At 44.4% G+C, this 18,385-nt stretch carries 18 protein-coding genes; 8 read left to right on the top strand and 10 right to left on the bottom strand.

Annotated features, from left to right (window positions below; translation table 11 throughout):
- Position 1 precedes the first annotated feature (1 nt).
- Together G3W54_RS11220 and G3W54_RS11215 are read right to left on the bottom strand one after the other, a co-directional pair.
- The gene (locus G3W54_RS11220; RefSeq protein ID WP_162653132.1) at positions 2 to 1,234 is read right to left on the bottom strand and encodes a DUF3419 family protein; all 1,233 of its coding nucleotides are present in this window, start codon (positions 1,232 to 1,234) and stop codon (positions 2 to 4) included.
- Positions 1,235 to 1,275: 41 nt separating this feature from the next.
- On the bottom strand, positions 1,276 to 2,094 hold the full coding sequence (locus G3W54_RS11215; RefSeq protein ID WP_162653131.1) for a UDP-2,3-diacylglucosamine diphosphatase: 819 nt from the start codon (positions 2,092 to 2,094) through the stop codon (positions 1,276 to 1,278).
- A gap of 217 nt (positions 2,095 to 2,311) precedes the next feature.
- Between G3W54_RS11215 and G3W54_RS11210 the strand changes: the two genes are divergently transcribed.
- Together G3W54_RS11210 and G3W54_RS11205 are read left to right on the top strand one after the other, a co-directional pair.
- Complete coding sequence (locus G3W54_RS11210) at positions 2,312 to 4,003, top strand: hypothetical protein (protein WP_162653130.1); 1,692 nt, start codon at positions 2,312 to 2,314, stop codon at positions 4,001 to 4,003.
- A gap of 96 nt (positions 4,004 to 4,099) precedes the next feature.
- Positions 4,100 to 4,801 (top strand): YdcF family protein, encoded by a 702-nt coding sequence (locus G3W54_RS11205; protein WP_162653129.1) that lies wholly within the window; start codon positions 4,100 to 4,102, stop codon positions 4,799 to 4,801.
- Here G3W54_RS11205 and lysS read toward each other — a convergent pair.
- The 3 genes from lysS to G3W54_RS11190 all read right to left on the bottom strand — a co-directional run bounded on the left by lysS (position 4,798) and on the right by G3W54_RS11190 (position 8,852).
- Positions 4,798 to 6,297 (bottom strand): lysine--tRNA ligase, encoded by a 1,500-nt coding sequence (gene lysS, locus G3W54_RS11200; protein WP_162653128.1) that lies wholly within the window; start codon positions 6,295 to 6,297, stop codon positions 4,798 to 4,800. The genes G3W54_RS11205 and lysS overlap by 4 nt on opposite strands.
- A 20-nt stretch (positions 6,298 to 6,317) precedes the next feature.
- Positions 6,318 to 7,793 (bottom strand): glutamate--tRNA ligase, encoded by a 1,476-nt coding sequence (gene gltX, locus G3W54_RS11195; RefSeq protein ID WP_162653127.1) that lies wholly within the window; start codon positions 7,791 to 7,793, stop codon positions 6,318 to 6,320.
- Positions 7,794 to 7,916: 123 nt separating this feature from the next.
- A complete protein-coding gene (locus tag G3W54_RS11190) occupies positions 7,917 to 8,852 on the bottom strand; it encodes a rhodanese-related sulfurtransferase (RefSeq protein WP_162653126.1) in 936 nt (311 codons plus the stop codon).
- Positions 8,853 to 8,979: 127 nt separating this feature from the next.
- Here G3W54_RS11190 and G3W54_RS11185 point away from each other — a divergent pair, with 127 nt between their 5' ends.
- From G3W54_RS11185 to modC, 4 genes are all read left to right on the top strand, one after another.
- Positions 8,980 to 9,618: a 2-dehydro-3-deoxy-phosphogluconate aldolase gene (locus tag G3W54_RS11185; protein ID WP_162653125.1), complete on the top strand. Its 639-nt coding sequence runs from the start codon at positions 8,980 to 8,982 to the stop codon at positions 9,616 to 9,618.
- A 67-nt stretch (positions 9,619 to 9,685) separates the two neighbouring features.
- Complete coding sequence (gene modA, locus G3W54_RS11180; protein ID WP_162653124.1) at positions 9,686 to 10,468, top strand: molybdate ABC transporter substrate-binding protein; 783 nt, start codon at positions 9,686 to 9,688, stop codon at positions 10,466 to 10,468.
- Positions 10,461 to 11,156 carry a molybdate ABC transporter permease subunit gene (modB, locus tag G3W54_RS11175; protein ID WP_162653123.1) on the top strand — a complete coding sequence of 232 codons (696 nt, stop codon included), beginning with the start codon at positions 10,461 to 10,463 and terminating at the stop codon, positions 11,154 to 11,156. The genes modA and modB overlap by 8 nt, the downstream gene beginning before the upstream one ends.
- Positions 11,140 to 12,222 (top strand): molybdenum ABC transporter ATP-binding protein, encoded by a 1,083-nt coding sequence (gene modC, locus G3W54_RS11170; RefSeq protein ID WP_162653122.1) that lies wholly within the window; start codon positions 11,140 to 11,142, stop codon positions 12,220 to 12,222. Before modB ends, modC begins: the two co-directional genes overlap by 17 nt.
- Positions 12,223 to 12,389: 167 nt before the next feature.
- Here the strand turns inward: modC and G3W54_RS11165 are convergent, their stop codons facing one another.
- Entirely contained in the window at positions 12,390 to 13,556 is a 1,167-nt protein-coding gene (locus G3W54_RS11165; RefSeq protein ID WP_162653666.1) for a pyridoxal phosphate-dependent aminotransferase, read from the bottom strand.
- 86 nt (positions 13,557 to 13,642) lie between these two features.
- Here G3W54_RS11165 and G3W54_RS11160 point away from each other — a divergent pair, with 86 nt between their 5' ends.
- Positions 13,643 to 14,320: a GNAT family protein gene (locus G3W54_RS11160; RefSeq protein ID WP_162653121.1), complete on the top strand. Its 678-nt coding sequence runs from the start codon at positions 13,643 to 13,645 to the stop codon at positions 14,318 to 14,320.
- Between the two features lie 24 nt (positions 14,321 to 14,344).
- On the top strand, positions 14,345 to 14,572 hold the full coding sequence (locus G3W54_RS11155; RefSeq protein WP_162653120.1) for a hypothetical protein: 228 nt from the start codon (positions 14,345 to 14,347) through the stop codon (positions 14,570 to 14,572).
- Between the two features lie 7 nt (positions 14,573 to 14,579).
- Here G3W54_RS11155 and G3W54_RS11150 read toward each other — a convergent pair whose 3' ends face one another.
- From G3W54_RS11150 to G3W54_RS11135, 4 genes are all read right to left on the bottom strand, one after another.
- The gene (locus tag G3W54_RS11150; RefSeq protein ID WP_162653119.1) at positions 14,580 to 15,581 is read right to left on the bottom strand and encodes a nickel/cobalt transporter; all 1,002 of its coding nucleotides are present in this window, start codon (positions 15,579 to 15,581) and stop codon (positions 14,580 to 14,582) included.
- A complete protein-coding gene (locus G3W54_RS11145; protein WP_244627877.1) occupies positions 15,575 to 16,231 on the bottom strand; it encodes a DUF1007 family protein in 657 nt (218 codons plus the stop codon). Before G3W54_RS11145 ends, G3W54_RS11150 begins: the two co-directional genes overlap by 7 nt.
- 65 nt (positions 16,232 to 16,296) lie before the next feature.
- Entirely contained in the window at positions 16,297 to 17,286 is a 990-nt protein-coding gene (locus tag G3W54_RS11140; RefSeq protein WP_162653118.1) for a WD40 repeat domain-containing protein, read from the bottom strand.
- Complete coding sequence (locus G3W54_RS11135; RefSeq protein ID WP_162653117.1) at positions 17,287 to 18,357, bottom strand: GTP-binding protein; 1,071 nt, start codon at positions 18,355 to 18,357, stop codon at positions 17,287 to 17,289.
- Positions 18,358 to 18,385 lie beyond the last annotated feature (28 nt).

The raw sequence follows: 18,385 nt of genomic DNA, 5'->3' as shown, positions 1-18,385 counted from the left end.
TCTAGTTGTCCTTGAGTTTATAGATGTGGAAACCGCCATAAATCGCCGAGCGGTCTTGTTTGTTTAGTTTTGTAGAAGTTTCGCTTAGATATTCCCAGTGAGATAAAATGCTATCATCTACGCGTCCTGGCAAAATAGTTGGAATGCCTGCAGTCCTGAATATTACACGTGCACCCGGTGCGGCAGTTCGTGTGATCTGTCCCCAGAGCTCGTTGAGTTGTTCATTTGTCATCCAGTCTTGTGCGTCCAGTAGAACATACCCGTGTTTTGTATTCGCGGCGGTGTTTGATAGAAAACGTGTAAATGTTTCATTTCTTACATCTACTCGATCTGTTAGTTCACGCAATTTCGAAAGGTTATTTATTTGAAGGTAAGGCGGTAGCGGGCCTACCCCATCTTGATTATAACTTCTGGCAAAGGCCTGCCATGCAAAGTAATTTTCTTTGAGCGGAAAATTACACATGAGAGATCGTGTACGTTCTTTCAATGCTCCCAAAATGTCGCCACCTGCGGCATTTGCTAGTTCCTCATATTGCTGTGGGGGGATGCCCAAGCCGAACAGACTTACGCGATTTTTTGCAATGAATTTTATAAGACGGCTGTTAAAGATCGGTTCTACATTGGATTTGAAGAAACGCTTCTGCTCATCAAGTGTTCTACATTGTATAAAGTCTGTCAGGTCTACTCCGTGTAACCTGGCAACTAGGTGAGCTGCGCGTATGAATTTTCCAAGAAGTCCGTAGTGATAAAACCCATTCTTGAACATATCGATTTTGCGGCCTGTTAAGCCTAGTCGACTACTCCAATATGCATTAGACTGCGCATCTAGATGTGGTCTGAAGAAGAATTCATAATTTGTAACATTCGAGCTTAAATTGCCACGTACGAAGAAATCATGAAACGTACGGTAATCTGGAGAGTGCTTGGCTGCAACCAGTTTAAGTTTATTAAGAGCAATGTGTGCGGGCGATAAATCGACAGCTGTGATTGATGCCGGTGACATTGTTAAATACGACATTATATTACATCCACCAGAGGCAATGCACACCAAATTATGATGAGGTTTAATGTCCAGCGCTTGCATATCAACTTCCGGGTCTTCCCATATCTGGGGGTAAACTAGCTTCGTGAAGGCATTTGCAAATAGGCGTTCCTGAAGCCCGGTTTTTGAAAGCGCGCGGTTTTGCGACACTGCGTTTTGTAACTGACGTTTAACGCCGATTGTTTTGCTCATAATGTGTCCAATCCTACTTATATTGCTCTAGCCTGCCCAGATCACACGGTTTTAGTCTGCCGCCCGCCCGCTACTAATTGCATTTTCTTGCTTGATCGTGCTTCTGTGCGCAAGCGCGTTACTTTTGACCATTCAATCAACTCAAATGTACCGTCCAAGTGCTCGATAACCGCAGTGCAACTTTCTACCCAGTCGCCTGTGTTTATGTATTTAATACCATTGACGTCATGCATTGCAGGATGGTGAATATGTCCGCAGATGATGCCGTTAACATCGGCCTTCTCAGCCTCGGAGCTAAGCACGGCTTCGTAATCACCGATGAAGTTTACCGCGCTTTTGACCTTGTGTTTTGCCCAACGTGACAGAGACCAATATTGGCCACCCCAGAGACGTTTAATACGATTTACCGAAGTATTAATCTTCAAGATTGTCTCGTAGGCCCAATCGCCCAGATAGGCTAACCATTTTGCATTCATGACAACCATATCAAATTGATCACCATGAATGATGAGAAATTTTTCTCCGCTCAACGCCGTATAAATGTCTTTTTCTTTGACATCGATACCGCCAAAATGTGTTCCCAGATAGTTTCTCATAACTTCATCATGATTACCCGGAACATAAATTATTTTACTTCCCTTGCGACCTTTGCGCAGGATTTTTTGAACCACATCATTATGTGATTGCGGCCAATACCAGCCTTTACGTAGGCGCCATCCATCGAATATGTCGCCGACGAGATAGATATATTCAGCGTCATATTCACGTAAAAAATCGAGAAGCATTTCTGCCTGACAGCCACGGGTTCCCAAATGAATATCTGAGAGAAAAAGTGCCCGATATTGAAAGCTATCTGTCATGAGTTGCACCCCAAATATTAGATGCTCTATTTTATAACGATACCAATGACAATGGTGTGACAGGTTTGAGAAAGTCTAATGATGCGGTTGGCCTGATGGTTAATCATTCGTTAATTTGCGTACTGGTCTTATCAAATACGGTTAATGAAAGAGAAAGGTCCATATATTATTCTTAGAAGGAGTAAGTGTTGCGTTTGAGTTGAGTTGATTTCTGATAATGGCTAAAAAGCAAGATAGTAAGTTGCCTGAAGATGGTGAAAACAAGCCTAAGAAAAAAGGTTTGTTCAATTTTTTGCGTCGCAGTTCTAAATCTAAAACAGATATTATCGATGACGATAATGCATCTGTGGACAAAAGCTCTGAAGATAAGAAGCAAACGTCCAAAAAAGCTTCAGTCACAAAAAACAAGAGTGCTAAACCTTCGAATAAGGAGCAGCCCAAGAAGCGTGGTCGTCCGAAAAAACAAGAATCTAAAGTTGAAACTGTTAGTGTTGAGGCCGTTGACGGAGAGATACCTCCGAAGAAGAAAAGAAGCCTTCTCGGTTTTTTAAAGCGCAAAAATAAATCTAATGAAAAAGATGTTGATAGCAATTCTGAGGGTGGCGGTGAGAGTCAGGCTGCCAAAAAAGATGGAAAGAAATCTGTAGGCAGTAGTGCTTCAAATACAAAAAAAACATCCGCTAAAACTTCCAAGAAATCCGCTGTAAAAACACCTGCAAAAAAGCGCGGGAGACCAAAGAAGAAGACCGAAGAACCAAAAGTCGCTGCTTTAGAAGTGGCTGATGACACAGTTGGTAAGCCCGGGAAGAAAGTTTGGTTTAGCGGTTTTCATAAGCGTAAGAAGAAGGGGGATGGTAAGGAAGAGCACGCTGAAAATGTGGCCGAAACTGAAGAAGAAGTTTTTGATATTTCAGTTCCTCCAGTTGGTGGCGAAATTCTTCAAATGGAGCTCAATCCGGCCATTGTAGAGGATGTTTCTGAAAAAAAATCGGGCTTCTTCACGAAGAAGATAATCATTATTATTATCGCTCTGTGTGGCGTGTCTGGTGCTACAGGTGCAGCCGCCATTGTTTTCGCTGGACCTCTACTTGGCGGTGATCCTTTAAAGGGGTTGGCCTGTAAAGTTGCATATAAGACAGATTTTGTCTTGATGAAGGAAAAGCGTGTTACTGCCTTTATTCGTTCCGATCTTCTTCCTCCACGACAGCGAATTGAGATGCTGATGAGCTATACGAAATTTTTGGAAACTGAGTATGTAGGAGCAAACCTTTTTACTGTTTCCATGATAGATACGCTAGGACCGACAAGCCGTATGAAATTCCGTGGAGATAACATCGGTGCGCAGGTTGTGTATGCGCCAGATCCACTTCTGAGTATGGCGACAAATACAAAATGGGAAGTGCGCTATGTGAACGTCACAGAAACCTACGGCGGTAGATTTATGGGGGATCGTTTTACGCTTTCCGAAGATGAAATTAATGAGTTTAACAATGATCAGCTTCTCGCTTTAGATTGTTACACCGAAAAAACGGATGAAGAGTTGGAAGCAGAAGAACTTGCTGCCGAAGCGGCAGCTGCGGAAGAAGAAGCTGCTGTTATGGAGCCTAATGGTGATTTGACGGAAGAGCACGAGCAAATGGAAACCTCAGAACCAGGTTTCATGGATAATATGTTAGGCATGGTTGGTTTTGGCAGTGATGAACATGCTGAAGGTGAAATTGAGATGGTGCATGGGGAAGAACTTCAACAGATTTACCCCGGTGATAAAGGCCCGAATGCGGATGTCATGCAGGAGCAGGCAGGTTTTTTTGATAATGTCTTGTCAATTGTTGGTCTCGGCAACGGTGATGACGACCTGAAACAGGACAAAATCCCAGGTGTTTTGGGAACGCGTGTTAAATACAATTAACTCCGCGTAATTACAGTACGTTATGAAAAGTGAGTAAACTGTAGAAAAATCGCCATAATTTGCTGTGATGATCTCCTAAATGTTTAGGAGAATATCATGTTAAACGTACCTGAACCCAAAGTTCTCGATGCTGCATTTTCCGTTTGGCAATATCATTGTTTGGAAGAAATCATTCCACTTGATCCGAGTGGATTTGACCTGATTGTTGGATTAGGCAGTTATGATACACGCGTTGCTGAAAAATGTGCCGACCTTTATCATGCAGGTTTGGGACCGAAGATAGTTTTTACAGGCGCTCGCGGCAACTTTACCAAGGATATATTCGATGTAACCGAGGCCGCAGCGTTTGCTAAAACTGCGATCAAAAATGGTGTTCCAAATGAGGACGTTCTTCTCGAAGAGCAAGCAATGAACACAGGAGAAAATATCCTGAATGTAAAAGAGATGTTTCCTGAATGTACATCGGCTATCTTTGTAGCAAAACCACTTATGCTGCGACGGTGCCGCGCGACACTAGATCAGATATGGCCTGATCTAAGCTCAGTTGTTACTGCACCGAACATACACATGATCTCTCAACCTACGGATAAGGTTGATATTCAGAAGGTTATTCATGAAATTGTTGGCAACTACTGGCGTATTCGCACATATCCTCAACGTGGATTTCAATCTGAACAAGACTTTGATGAGAATGCAGATAAGGCGTTCCAAACGCTGATCGATCAAGGATATACAAAGCATCTCCCGGATGATTGGGAAAATGCTTTGCAAGACCTGGAGACAGAACTGGTGAACTAGGTTTTTGTTTTCTGCGCTGGAAATAAGATTACATCACGGATGGATTGGGCATTTGTCAAAAGCATGATCGCGCGATCAATACCTATACCGATACCAGCCGCTGGTGGCATGCCATGATCCATTGCTTCTAAGAAGTCTTCATCCAAAACACGTTCTTTTTCGCCACGGGCTTGAGCCTGTTCGACCTGCTCAACCATGCGCGCGCGCTGCTCGACAGGGTCGTTAAGTTCGGAAAATGCGTTTGCAATTTCCCAACCATTGATAAATGTTTCAAAGCGCTCCACAAGGCGCGGTTCACCCGGAACTTCTTTGGCAAAAGGTGATATATCTTTTGGCATATGCGTGACGTGAGAAGGTTGGATGAGAAGGTGCTCGGCTTTTTCTTCAAACACAAGTGCAAGCATTTCGCCCCAAGTGCCATCCTCATCGATATCGATACCTGGAAGCGCCTTCTTGGCAGCTTCGCGCGCATCCGCATCATTGTCAATTGCAAGGAAGTCAATTCCCGTCGCGTCTTTAACAGCTTCAGGCATTGGCACGCGTTTAAATGGAGCTTCAAAAGATATCGTTTTGTCACCAAATTCGACATCAGTCGTGCCATAAAGTTGATTTGCCATCTTTGCAAACATACGTTCGGTCAGGTCCATAGCGTCTGTATAGTCATGATAGGACCAATAGGCCTCCATCATCGTGAATTCCGGATTATGACGCGTAGAGACGCCCTCGTTTCGGAAATTACGGTTAATTTCAAAAACCTTGTCACTAACGCCGCCAACCAATGCACGTTTGAGATATAATTCGGGCGCAATACGCAAATACATATCCATATCAAGCGTGTTGTGGTGGGTCATAAATGGATCGGCTGTTGCGCCACCATAGACAGGGTGGAGCATCGGCGTTTCGATTTCAAGAAATCCTTCATCTTCCATAAAGCGGCGGATTCCGGAGACGATTTTCGCGCGCATCTGTAATCGTTCTTTTGATTCCTCGTTCGACATTAGATCGAGGTAACGCTTACGATATCGTGTTTCAACATCCGTTAGACCGTGGAATTTTTCTGGCATTGGGCGCATTGTCTTACAAAGCATTGTAATTTCTGTCGCATTGACAGTTAGTTCGCCCCGAGGTGTGCGACGTACCTCGCCTACAACACCAATAATATCGCCGATATCGATGTATTGAAGGCGCTCACGTACATCTTCACTGGCATTGTTTTTGTGGGTGAAAATCTGAACTTTTCCACCTGCATCGCGCATATCCATGAACATGCCATTATTGCGCGATGAGTAAATACGCCCAGCAACGGTCACAATATCACCTGTCATATGACCGTCTTCGATATCAGCGTATTTTTCCATCAACTCGCCATTGGTGATTGTGCGATGGAAATTAGTGGGAAATAAGTTACCAACCAACTCTTGCAGGCGTTCGCGTTTTTGCAAACGTACTTCGCTGGCATCAGTTGATAGGGCTTCTTCGTTTTTATTATCAGTCATCGTAATCTTCTTTAACGAGTTTATTCGGCTGCCGTGTCTGCTTGGGCGTCAAGGGATGCGTGCAGAACTTTGCTTGCAATAACCAATCTTTGACGAACCATAGCACGGCCTAATAGGACCATCGCATCAAATAGCGGTAGTGAGCGTGATGAGCCGCTGACTGCTACGAATAGCGGTGGCGTTAGTTTGCCAAGTTTGGTTTCAAGCTTTTCAGCTGCCTGACGCAATGCGTCTTCGATGCTCTCACGATTCCATTCATCAATTTCATCCAATGCAGGGCGAACTGCATCGATAATTTCGAGGCATTTTTCAGGCGGGTTCTTTTTGATGTTAGCAAAAGATTCAGCCGTTATGCCAACGTCACCCTTGAAGAGAAAACCAGCAAGATCTGGCAATTCGGCAAAAGTTTGAATGCGAGACTGAGCGAGCAACAAACCCTGTTTAAGCTTATCGTTTTCTTGTGCCCAAGTTAATGCACGAGACAAAAACTCTTCGGGCGATAGTTTTTCGCGCAACCAACGGGCGTTTAGCCAGTCAAGTTTTTGCACATCAAAAATAGCACCGGCCTTTGACATTTTCTCAACTTCAAAGCGTTCGATAAGTTCATCCATTTCCATCAGCTCATCGCCTTCAGAGATTTGAATGAAAAACAATCCGAGGAAGTTGGCCAAGGCTTCTGGCAGGTGCCCAAGGCCAGCATAGTAGGACATTGAAGTCGGGTTTTTTCGCTTGGATAGTTTGGATTTATCAGCACCACGCATGAGTGGCAGGTGAATAAATTCAGGTGCTTCCCAACCAAGATATTGATAAAGTAGAATGTGTTTTGGTGTCGATGAGACCCACTCCTCACCACGGGCAACATGGCTGATTTTCATGAGGTGATCATCGACGATATTTGCCATGTGATAAGTTGGCATGCCATCTGCTTTTTGAATGACTTGCATATCAACAGCATCCCACGGGATTTCCACATCACCATAAACACCGTCTTGGAATTTGCATGAGCCTTCTGTTGGAATTTTCATGCGAATAACGGGAACATCGCCAGCATCTTCTCTTGCTTTGATTTCCTCGGCGCTTAAACGCAGGCAACGACCGCTATAACGAGGTGGTTTACCTTGGGAACGTTGAAATTCACGCATCTCATTAAGTTCATCAGGCGAGCAGAAGCATTTAAAGCCATGACCTGCCTCAAGAATTTGGTCGACATATTGAGCATAAATACCCTTACGTTCACTCTGGCGATATGGACCGTAATCGCCACCAACATCTGGGCCTTCTGACCAATCAAGACCCATCCAACGTAGACTATCAAAAACTGTTTGTTCATATTCAGGTTTCGAGCGCGTTGCATCGGTATCTTCGATGCGAAGAATTAATGTTCCGCCCTTTTTCTTTGCGAAGAGATAGTTGTAGAGTGCAACATAAGCTGTACCAATATGAGGTTCACCAGTGGGAGAGGGCGCTAAACGTACCCGAATATTTTTATCTGTCATTTTTGATGGTCACTTTTTTCGAAACGAAACGTCGAACAATTATCTTTGCGCGGTTAGGCCATAAAGCCGCCGTTTCGTCAAGTCTAATCGATATTTTTTGGGCTATCTTACTCGCCTTGAATATCAGCTGCCGATGTGCTTTTCACCGCGTTTTTTTGCAAGTTCGACTTGTAATTGTCTATCGCGAAAACGGGTGCGGTCTTCATCTGATTTTTTATCAATGCAATGAAGGCAAGATATCCCTTTTTCATAGGACGGTAGTTTCATATCTTCGTCGGAAAGCGGCATACGGCATGCATGGCATTGATCATAATCACCTTGGACGAGGCAATGACCAACGGAGACACGCTCATCAAAAACAAAACAATCGCCTTGCCATTTGCTTGCTTCTTTGGGAACCTCTTCGAGATATTTTAATATACCACCTTCAAGATGATAGACATCATCGAAGCCCTCTTGCTTCATAAAGGCAGTTGATTTTTCGCATCGGATACCACCGGTGCAGAACATCGCAATTTTGGTATCTTTATTGAGCTCTTTTTGTTGTCTTACCCAATCTGGAAATTCACGGAATGTTTTGGTTTTTGGATCAACCGCGCCTTCAAATGTTCCAATGGCTACTTCGTAGTCATTGCGGGTATCAATAACGATCGTGTCAGGATCAGAGATAAGTTCGTTCCATTTTTCAGGTGCCACATAAGTGCCAACAATCTTATTGGGGTCAATGTCTTCGACACCCATGGTAACGATTTCTTTTTTCAACCGCACTTTCATGCGATAAAATGGCTGTTCATCTGTAAAGCTTTCTTTATGTACCAAATCGGCAAAAAGATGGTTGCTTCGGATGAATTTTAACAAAGCGTCGATGCCGGCTCTCGAGCCAGAAACAGTGCCATTGATGCCTTCATGGGCTAGCAACAAGGTGCCTTTAATGCCATTGTCATTACAAACGTCGAGCAAGGGTTCCTGAAAATTCTTGAAATCAGGAAACCGAGCGAAATGATAAAGCGCAGCTACCACAATGGGTAGATTTGTGTGTTCAGATTTTTCTTGTGTCATGATGGTTGTGGAAATACCTTGTTATGGAGCGAAGTGCAATTATTGTTTAGCACCTGCGACCATTGAGCTGGACTTTTTGTCATCTCGTCTATAATTGAGGGTATCTAATCGATTTAAAGGAAGACCAATGAACGATAAAACAGAAAATCTACTAAATATCCTGAAACTGCAACCTGTGGTTCCTGTCTTAGTAGTTGATGATGTTGATTCTGCTGTTTCTCTTGCGCGTGCGCTGGTTGCAGGTGGCTTGAAAGCTATTGAAGTGACCTTGAGAACGCCGGCTGGTCTGGATGCAATCAGAGCAGTTGCGGACCAAGTGGAAGGTGCCGTACCAGGTGCTGGAACGGTGCTTGACCCTGCGCAATATAAACAAGCTGTCGATGCAGGATCGCAATTTATCGTCTCGCCGGGTGCCACGCTCGAACTTCTTGACTATGCTAAAAAATCGGATGTTCCATTGTTGCCGGGCGCTGCTACGGCGAGTGAAGTGATGTCGCTTCGTGAAGAGGGTTTTAAGGTTCTAAAATTCTTCCCTGCGGAACAAGCAGGCGGAGCGCCATATTTGAAGTCGCTTTCATCACCAATCCAAGATGTCATATTCTGCCCAACAGGCGGGGTTAATTTGAAAAATGCCAATGACTATTTGTCTTTGCCTAATGTTGTATGTGTTGGTGGTTCTTGGGTTGCTCCTAAAGATCTTGTCGCGAAAGGTGACTGGGATGGGATTACCAAACTGGCGAGCGAGGCTTTTGCTCTCAGTAAGTAACTAAGGTTTTGATTGAATATTCAATTCACCCAGCCTATTGTTTTTGCAACAGTAGCTGGGTTTTTTGATGGCGTTTTTTTATCATAAAATGAAATTGGTTTTGCGGGTAAGCATTTGCCTTTTTGTATTGGCATTTCCAGCAAAATCATCCGATAAAATTGTCATCTTTGCTGCGTCTAGTTTAACGGACGTATTGCGAGATATTGCGCATAAATATAGTGCGACTTCGCCCAATGTAGATGTAAAAATTTCTTATGCATCCTCGGGCGTTTTGGCTCGCCAGATTGAGCAGGGTGCGCCTGCTGATATTTTTATATCAGCTAATCAAGACTGGATGACCTATCTGGTGGATCGGCAAACTATTGATGATAGCAATATTACTCCGCTATTATCTAATGAATTGGTCGTTGTCATGCATAAGGATAACGCACCAAAACCATGGACGGACGTCATTATGTCTGATCGGTTTACTATGGGTGATCCCGCACATGTGCCCGCTGGAATTTACGCAAAGCAAGCCTTAGAACATTCCGGTATTTGGAATGAGGTCAGGAAAAACGCTGTATTTGGTGAGAATGTGCGTGTTTCATTGCGGCTTGTTTCCAAGGGTGATGTTGGCGCGGCTATCATCTATAATTCAGACGCATTGTTGGAAGAAGGGCTTGTCATCGTGCATCGGTTTCGAGCAATGCAGCATGGTGAGATTTTCTATCCAATGGTTGCGTTACGACAAGATAAAGCAGTAACTTCATTTATAAAATTTTTGTCAAGTGTAGAGGCAATAGCAATATTTAGTGCCGCGGGATTTAAGCCTATTATCTCTCATGTCGATGGAAAAACCAATGGTTGATAATGCTTTACTAGACATTGTTCTCCTGTCTTTGCAGGTTGCATTACTTGCTATGATTTTTGCAGTGCCGTTAGCTTTTATCGTCGCCTATATCTTGGCGCGACATCATTTTCGAGGGAAAGCGCTCTTACAGGCTTTCGTTATGCTGCCGTTGGTTATGCCGCCAGTTGTAACGGGGTATTTGTTATTGTCTTTATTCGGAAAGAAGGGTGCTATAGGTCAATTGTTGTCCACTGTGGGTGTCGAACTCGCTTTTCAGTGGACGGGCGCCGCTCTTGCCGCTGGGGTGATGGCATTTCCACTATTGGTACGACCGATGCGATTGTCGATTGAGGCAATTGATTCAGGTATGGAAGATGCCGCCAAAACATTGGGTGCAAATTGGCGGACGCGATTTCGAACAATTATTCTGCCTTTATCCTTTCCGGGTGTTATTGCAGGCGCAGTACTGGGTTTTGCAAAAGCACTCGGAGAATTTGGTGCAACGATTACATTTGTTTCAAACATCCCTGGTGAAACGCAGACATTGTCACTTGCAATATATTCGTTTCTGCAAAGTCCAACCGGCGATCAAGCAGCATTTATCTTAATCATTATATCCATCTCTATTGCGGTGATGTCAGTTTTGTTCTCTGAGTATTTAGCGATGCGTATTTCGTCGAAGGAACGTGATGATGCTCACCGTTGATATCAAAAAAACGCTTGGGAAATTTGAACTTTCAGCCTCTTTCGAAAGCGCTTATGGCACGACAGCAATTTTTGGTCCTTCCGGTGCCGGAAAGTCATCCATTTTATCGATGATCGCCGGTTTGACGATGCCAGATAGTGGGTATGTTGAACTTGATGACCGCGTTTTATTTGATAGCTGTGGTGGGATAAACCATCCTGCTGAACGGCGGGACATCGGAATGGTTTTTCAGGATGCACGCCTATTTCCCAATATGAACGTTCATAAAAATCTGACATATGCCGAATGGGCAGGTGGGCGGCGTAGTCGTATTAATTTCGACCATTTAATTTCACTTCTAGGCCTTGAAACATTGCTTATGCGAATGCCATCATATCTTTCTGGTGGTGAAAAACAACGTGTTGCGATTGGTCGTGCATTGCTCTCAGACCCAAAAATACTTCTTCTTGATGAGCCGTTGGCATCGTTGGATATAAAACGCCGACAGAGGTTACTGCCTTTTTTGAAAGCTGTACGTGATGAATTTAACATCCCCATGCTTTTTGTATCGCACGAGCCGGATGACGTTAAGCAACTTGCAGATCATCTGATCCTTGTTGAAGGTGGCAATGTAATTGAAGCGGGTAGTGTTTCAGGTGTTTTTGCAGGTGATAGAATGCAAAACATGCTCGGTGATAGGGATTTGGGTGTGGTTTTGAATGCAAAGATCACAGGTCATGACCAAGAGTATATGCTTTCAGAAGCTATTATTGACGGCGATCTGGAGATGCTGTTTCCAGTTAAGATTAGCTTGGATTCTACAAAAATTGGTAAGCCGGTTAGATTGCATTTGCGTTCGCGAGATATCGCCATTGCTCTTCAAAAGCCAATACAATCCAGCTTGCAGAACTCGATTGCTGTTCGTATTATGGAAATACAGGATGTTGGTGGTGGTCAAGTTAGATTGCAGTGTGATTGTTTCGGACAAGTCGTACTAGCCCAAATAACGAGAAAATCCTGTGAGGAGCTAAACCTGCAAGAAGGGCAGCCTGTTTTTGCTATGATTAAGTCTGTCGCGCTGGCTTAAGGCACCAAAGGTAAGTCAAAACTAACCCGTTTATACTAGGGGAAATAGTTAAGCCTTCGTTAACCTGTAACGGCGATACTTAATCATCATGTTGATTTTCTCCTCCCAGATTTAACATGCTCTTCGGGCGACTTTCATAAGTCGCCCTTCTTTTGTCTTCCCGCCGCTCAACTTAGAAATTTATCAACCCGCTCCATTGCACGTTCTATATTTTCTAAAGAGTTTGCGTATGAAATTCGGATGTAACCTTCTCCGAGAACGCCAAAATCTGGCCCACCTATGAGTGCGACCCCTTCTTTTTCTAGAAGTTCATTTGCAAGTTCCTTGGACTTACGGCCTGTAGCTTTCACATTTGGGAATGCGTAGAAGGCGCCTTTTGGGGTTTTACAGCTGACATTAGGCAATGCATTTGCTAACTCAACCACGCGCCCGCGCCGCTTATCAAAAGCTGCGAGCATTTTTTCAACTTCATCTTGCGGTCCATCAATAGCGGCAATGCCGGCAAACTGGCTGGGTGCATTGACACAAGACCAGCAATTAACAGCCAGTTTCCGCACGTTTTCAATAAGCTTATCAGGCCAGATTGACCAACCCATCCGCCAGCCTGTCATTGCCCATGTTTTGGACCAGCCATTTAAGATGATCAAACGATCCCGAATGTCTTCGAATTCGAGAAGAGATGTATGTTTTTCGCCATCATATGTCATGACATCATAAATCTCGTCAGACATGATAGCGACATGCGGATGTGCCTCTAAACCCTTTACGAGCTTTTCGATCTCCTGACGTGGTGTTACACCACCCGTTGGGTTGGCGGGAGAATTGATGATGATCAATCGGGTTTGTGGGGTGATCAATGAGAGTGTCTCATCGGCAGAAAAAGCAAATTCATTTTCTTCACGAATAGGAATAGGGATCGGTGTTGCACCCGTATATTCAATCATTGAACGATAGATTGGAAAACCAGGATCAGGGTACATGATTTCGGCACCGGGTTCACCAAACATGACAATTGCCGCGAACATTGTGGGTTTGCCGCCTGGCATGATCATAACGTTATCGGGAGAGATTTCCTGACCAGTAAGAGATAGCGTTCTGCGGCAGACGGCTTCGCGTGTTGCCAGAATTCCATTGGCTGGCGTGTAGCCATGATGGCCGTCCTGAAGCGCCTTTATCGCAGCCTCAACGATATGTTGTGGCGTCTGAAAATCTGGTTGGCCGATCCCCAAATTGATGACATCCATTCCGCTCTGCGCAAGGGCAGTTGCCTTTGCCAAAACTGCAAATGCATTTTCCTCACCAATTCTATCAAAATTCGAAACCGTTTTTAACATCTTGCTTTCCCAACGAATATCCAGCATCACATCATTTGGTTCTTTTAGGCTGAATTTAGTTACGATGACAAATAGGTTTTTATGGAATGAATGATTTATCAAATTGGCAATCATGTCCCAATCCTGAAAATGTGACCCTTAAGGGCGATCATGTTACTGTTGAAACTTGGGATCGGGCTAAACATCAAAGTGAGTTATGGGCTGCTCTTGATATTGAAGATGCGAATAAGCTCATGCATTATTTCCCACAAGCTACATTTGATGGAGAAGAAGATTTTGGCGCCTGGCTGGAGAAAAGTAATTCGTCAGGCGCATTTCAAACGATGGTCTTTCGAAGTCATGAGGCTGGTAAACTTGTTGGTATGGCCAGCTATATGGCAATTGATGCAAAGAATGGCTCAATAGAAGTAGGGGCGGTGGCGCACGGACCTCAAATGTCGCGAAGTAGAATGTCGACTGAGGCACATTACCTCATGGCAAAATATGTGTTTGAGGATTTGGGCTATAGGCGGTACGAATGGAAACTAAATAATGAGAATAAACCGTCCCACCGTGCTGCTTTAAGGTTTGGATTTGCGTATGAAGGTTTGTTTCGTCAACATATTGTAGCCAAAGGCCGCAATAGAGATACAGCCTGGTATTCAATGATTGATGGCGAGTGGCCCCTTTGTAAAGCTGCATTTGAAGCTTGGTTATCAGACCAGAACTTTGATGCGGCAGGACTGCAAGTCAAGACGTTAGAAGAAATTAGAGATGCACTTTAGAGCTATCAAGAAGGTTTGATATTTATGAGTAAAAAGTCTGAAACAAGAGCTGCGTTTATAGCATCTGGTCTGATCATGGCGGGTGTGGCATCGAGTTACTTTTTCATGCCGCCATTGCTCAATTGGTTGTCTGATATTTCTGTCTGGCTTTCATATACGGTTGCTTGTCTATTTGTGTTGGCATTCTTTGGTGTTTTTTGGTTGCGGAGCCGCTATCAAAAGAAGCGCGACGCCGAAAAGCAAGATGCCTAGTTTGCAATTAACTTAAAGCAGCTGTTAGCAAGATTATTCCCATTGATAAAACTAACAATGCGCCAAATATTTCAATCACCGAGCTAATTTGATGGTTCGAGTGTGTACTGTTTGAGAATTTTAATGCTATGTTTTTTGCACTAACAGCCAGTGTGGCCAAAATTGAAACAGTGATTGCTGTACCAATAGATACGGCGAAAACCGATAGGATTCCGCCCAGATAAAGCCCGTTTAGCAGGGCAAAAGACAGAACAAAAATTGACCCTGAACACGGTCGGATACCAACCGCTATAACCGCAGACCATGCTTGTTTTAAAGAAAAATCACCATCGATAGATTTAGGTTCAGGCATGTGGGAATGCCCGCAATCAGAACAAACGCCTTCCTCATGATGATGGTGGTGCCCCTCATGGTGATGATCGTGCTTTTCATGGTGATGTTTGTGACTATCATGATGGTCATGCGTTTTTGGTTTAAAATGGCTCTTTAGTTTTCGCCATAATAACCATGCGCCAAATGCAATGATGAGGACGTAACTGGCAAGCTCAAGCGCGTGCGTTGCGTTGTTCATCGAGATATTGGTGCCTTTAAGTGCAAAGTAAACGCTGCCGACAACAATAAGAGCCATGAACCCTTGCATGAATGCAGCTAAAAACGAGAGAAGGACCCCGCGACGTAACTCAACTTCATTTGCAATCATGTAAGATGAAATGACCGCTTTGCCATGCCCCGGGCCAGCTGCATGAAAAATGCCATAGGCAAAAGATAATCCGATGAGCAACCAAAGCTTTGCTGGATCTTCTCGCATACCTTTGAGGGCACTTGTAAGTGCGCGATAAAACTCTTGCTGGTATAGATTTATCTGCGCCAAAATTCCAGATGACTGACTACTTGCCGTTCCGACAGGATCGGCTGCTCCCAAGCCAAGTGATGTTTGTGCCTGAACAGCTAGTGCTGTGCCCAATGATAGAGCAATGAGAATAAATACAAGTCGGAGGGATTTTAGCATGTTAATTGAATACGGGTCGCAAAGAGTTTTGATAGATCATTATTTTCAGCATCCTCGTAGAATGCTTCGGTAAGCGTTGTTTGGTTTTGCGCTATCACTTCATCTGCGTCGGGTCGTATGACTGCCCGTTTACATTTGCCAGCAGATGCGCCTGTTACGATCAAATCCTCATCGTTTATAAACTCCATTGCAGCATAAAGCGTTGGATCATAAACACCCGCGCTTATTTTGCCTTTAAGCTCTAGTGGACGCTTAGGTTGCATGGCAAAAAACAATAATAGTTGACCGTCAACATAGTCAGCATTGAGAACGTTGGGGGCGGACATTGCAAAGTCATAGCCATCGACGGTGACGTTTGTGTAATAATCAAATTCGGCGAGAGATTGTCGAACAATTTCTCCGATTTTACGGAGTTCATTTTCATCAAGTACAAGATTTTGATCTTCGTCAAAATCAAGCACAACGCTTGCGGAGAAAAATTCGTCAAAACGCCAGACATGCCGTAACTCTACAACCATGCCATTTTCAGATGTTTCTATTTCAAGTCGAGATTCAGCAAAGACGTGTGGGTGCGCAATTGCTGTATGGATTGGAGACAAAATGCCTGCAAAAAAACAAAGGCCTAACATTGAGCGTTTTAGATATGACATGAAATCCAACCTCGTGAAACTTATATATAACTTCAAATTAAGACAGAATTCTGGCGGGAAACTGTTTATCCGGCAATATCTACAACGCCACACTCACCTTTTTCTGAACCAAAGGCAAGTAAGCGGCCATCTGATTGCCAGCCCATTGATGAAATTGCAGAGTTGCCGCCGCGCCGCAAGACGGCTTCTTTGCTGTCTTCAAACCGTGACGCTAAAATCATACCGTCGGCGAAGCCTATTGCCACGACGTCCTCTTGCGGATGACAGGCAACACATGTGACCATAGTATCGCCTCTTGTTGCGAGTTCCATAGGGGCTTTTCCCATTGGGCCATCTTTGCCTGAGAATGGCCATGCAATGGCGGAATGCGCTCCTGATGTTACAAGCCACTTACCTTTAACCGACCAAGACCATGATTTGATTTTCGCAGGGTAACCGGTCATTTTCATATGGCGGTCTTCATCGCTGTTTTTGCCATCCAACTTCCAGCCGTGTAGCGCATTTTCCTGCATGGTTGTGACAAGAAATTTGCCCGCCGGTGAAAACATCACATCCAGATGAGCACCATCCCAGTGAAGATTATTTGATTCGGTTTTATTGTTGACCCAATTGAGCGAAACACCGTTATATCTTGCGAAAGCAATGCGCATTCCTTTGGGAGCAAAGGCCATGCCTTCGACGCTACGTTCTTCATTAAACTCACGCAAAGTTCCATCTTTTAAGAGCACATAGGCCGTACGACCCGTGGCAAAACCAATTGCATCCTGAGGGCCACTAGCTAGCGTTGAAATCCATTTGGAACCAATAGACGCGAGTTCGGTGCTTTCGCCTGATTTAGTTAGGCTACAAACCCTGCCATCTTCACCGGATGTTAGAAGCTTCTTTCCATCTTGTGACAATGTCGCGGCAAGCAAGCCATCATGTTGTTCATGATGATGATGGCCGTGGTCGAGGCGATGAACTTCTCCCGATGCAACTGCAAAAAGCGGAACATCTTCGCAAAAACCGGCGAAGACACAATGTTCATCTAAATCCAGAGGTGCAACTGTTGGCATTTATGCCTCGCATGCCTTGAATGTGCGCTCAAGCCGTTCTGCATCCAGATCGCGACCAATGAAAACAATACGGCTTTCACGTTTTTCGCCGTCTTTCCAAGCCCGATTATGATCGCCTTCGATAATCATATGAATGCCTTGGATAACGTAGCGGTCATCGTCACCCTCAAATGAGATTATGCCCTTAAGGCGTAATATATTTGGACCATCCATCTGTGTCGTCTTTTGGATCCAAGGGAAAAATTTATCTGGATTAAGGTTTCCGGCTCTCATGGAAATCGATTTTACAGACGTGTCGTGCGTGTCATCGGATAGTTTATGGTGGTCGTGATCACAATCTGGTCCGCAATCATGGTCATGGTGGTCGCAGGCCGGCCCACATTCGTGATCGGGGTGATTATGATCGGCTGTGTGATCTAAAAAATGTGGATCGTTATCGAGTGCTCGCGATAGGTCAAAGGCACCGCGATTTAGAACTTTGCTCAAATCGATATTCGAGCGTTCTGTTTTATGAATGTGAGCAGAGGGGTTTATTTTTCTAACAGTTGCTTCGATACTGGCTAGTTCATCAGGCGATACAAGGTCGGATTTGTTGACGAGCACGACATCGGCAAAAGCGATTTGATCCTCAGCTTCTGGGGAATCTTTTAATCGTAGCGGTAGGTGTTTGGCGTCTACGAGTGCTACAACGGCATCAAGTTTTGTCTTTGCACGAACGTCATCATCCATGAAGAATGTTTGCGCGACGGGGGCAGGGTCAGCAAGGCCTGTGGTTTCGATAATAATTGCGTCGAAGCGGCCAGATCTGCGTGTAAGACCTTGTACCACACGGATGAGGTCTCCTCGCACAGTACAGCAAACGCAGCCATTATTCATTTCATAGATTTCTTCATCGGATTCGACGATCAGATCGTTGTCGATGCCGATTTCGCCGAACTCATTTACAATCACTGCATAGCGCTTGCCATGTTCTTCCGTCAGAATACGATTGAGAAGAGTGGTTTTTCCTGCACCCAAATACCCGGTGAGAACTGTAACTGGAATTGCGGAGTTTTCTGCTTCAGAAGTCATGCCTGTCTATCCATTGTTTCTTGCTTAG

It is taken from the genome of Lentilitoribacter sp. Alg239-R112 (assembly GCF_900537175.1).
Taxonomy (GTDB): Bacteria; Pseudomonadota; Alphaproteobacteria; order Rhizobiales; family Rhizobiaceae; genus Lentilitoribacter.
The sequence above is the reverse complement of the archived record's forward strand: the minus strand, read 5'-3'. Positions and strand labels throughout refer to the sequence as shown.

Coding starts and splice junctions, on each gene's coding strand:
- G3W54_RS11220 (WP_162653132.1), bottom strand. CDS start 1,234: ATGAGCAAAACAATCGGCGTTAAACGTCAGTTACAAAACGCAGTGTCG.
- G3W54_RS11215 (WP_162653131.1), bottom strand. CDS start 2,094: ATGACAGATAGCTTTCAATATCGGGCACTTTTTCTCTCAGATATTCAT.
- G3W54_RS11210 (WP_162653130.1), top strand. CDS start 2,312: ATGGCTAAAAAGCAAGATAGTAAGTTGCCTGAAGATGGTGAAAACAAG.
- G3W54_RS11205 (WP_162653129.1), top strand. CDS start 4,100: ATGTTAAACGTACCTGAACCCAAAGTTCTCGATGCTGCATTTTCCGTT.
- lysS (WP_162653128.1), bottom strand. CDS start 6,297: ATGACTGATAATAAAAACGAAGAAGCCCTATCAACTGATGCCAGCGAA.
- gltX (WP_162653127.1), bottom strand. CDS start 7,793: ATGACAGATAAAAATATTCGGGTACGTTTAGCGCCCTCTCCCACTGGT.
- G3W54_RS11190 (WP_162653126.1), bottom strand. CDS start 8,852: ATGACACAAGAAAAATCTGAACACACAAATCTACCCATTGTGGTAGCT.
- G3W54_RS11185 (WP_162653125.1), top strand. CDS start 8,980: ATGAACGATAAAACAGAAAATCTACTAAATATCCTGAAACTGCAACCT.
- modA (WP_162653124.1), top strand. CDS start 9,686: ATGGCGTTTTTTTATCATAAAATGAAATTGGTTTTGCGGGTAAGCATT.
- modB (WP_162653123.1), top strand. CDS start 10,461: ATGGTTGATAATGCTTTACTAGACATTGTTCTCCTGTCTTTGCAGGTT.
- modC (WP_162653122.1), top strand. CDS start 11,140: ATGATGCTCACCGTTGATATCAAAAAAACGCTTGGGAAATTTGAACTT.
- G3W54_RS11165 (WP_162653666.1), bottom strand. CDS start 13,556: ATGTTAAAAACGGTTTCGAATTTTGATAGAATTGGTGAGGAAAATGCA.
- G3W54_RS11160 (WP_162653121.1), top strand. CDS start 13,643: ATGAATGATTTATCAAATTGGCAATCATGTCCCAATCCTGAAAATGTG.
- G3W54_RS11155 (WP_162653120.1), top strand. CDS start 14,345: ATGAGTAAAAAGTCTGAAACAAGAGCTGCGTTTATAGCATCTGGTCTG.
- G3W54_RS11150 (WP_162653119.1), bottom strand. CDS start 15,581: ATGCTAAAATCCCTCCGACTTGTATTTATTCTCATTGCTCTATCATTG.
- G3W54_RS11145 (WP_244627877.1), bottom strand. CDS start 16,231: ATGTCATATCTAAAACGCTCAATGTTAGGCCTTTGTTTTTTTGCAGGC.
- G3W54_RS11140 (WP_162653118.1), bottom strand. CDS start 17,286: ATGCCAACAGTTGCACCTCTGGATTTAGATGAACATTGTGTCTTCGCC.
- G3W54_RS11135 (WP_162653117.1), bottom strand. CDS start 18,357: ATGACTTCTGAAGCAGAAAACTCCGCAATTCCAGTTACAGTTCTCACC.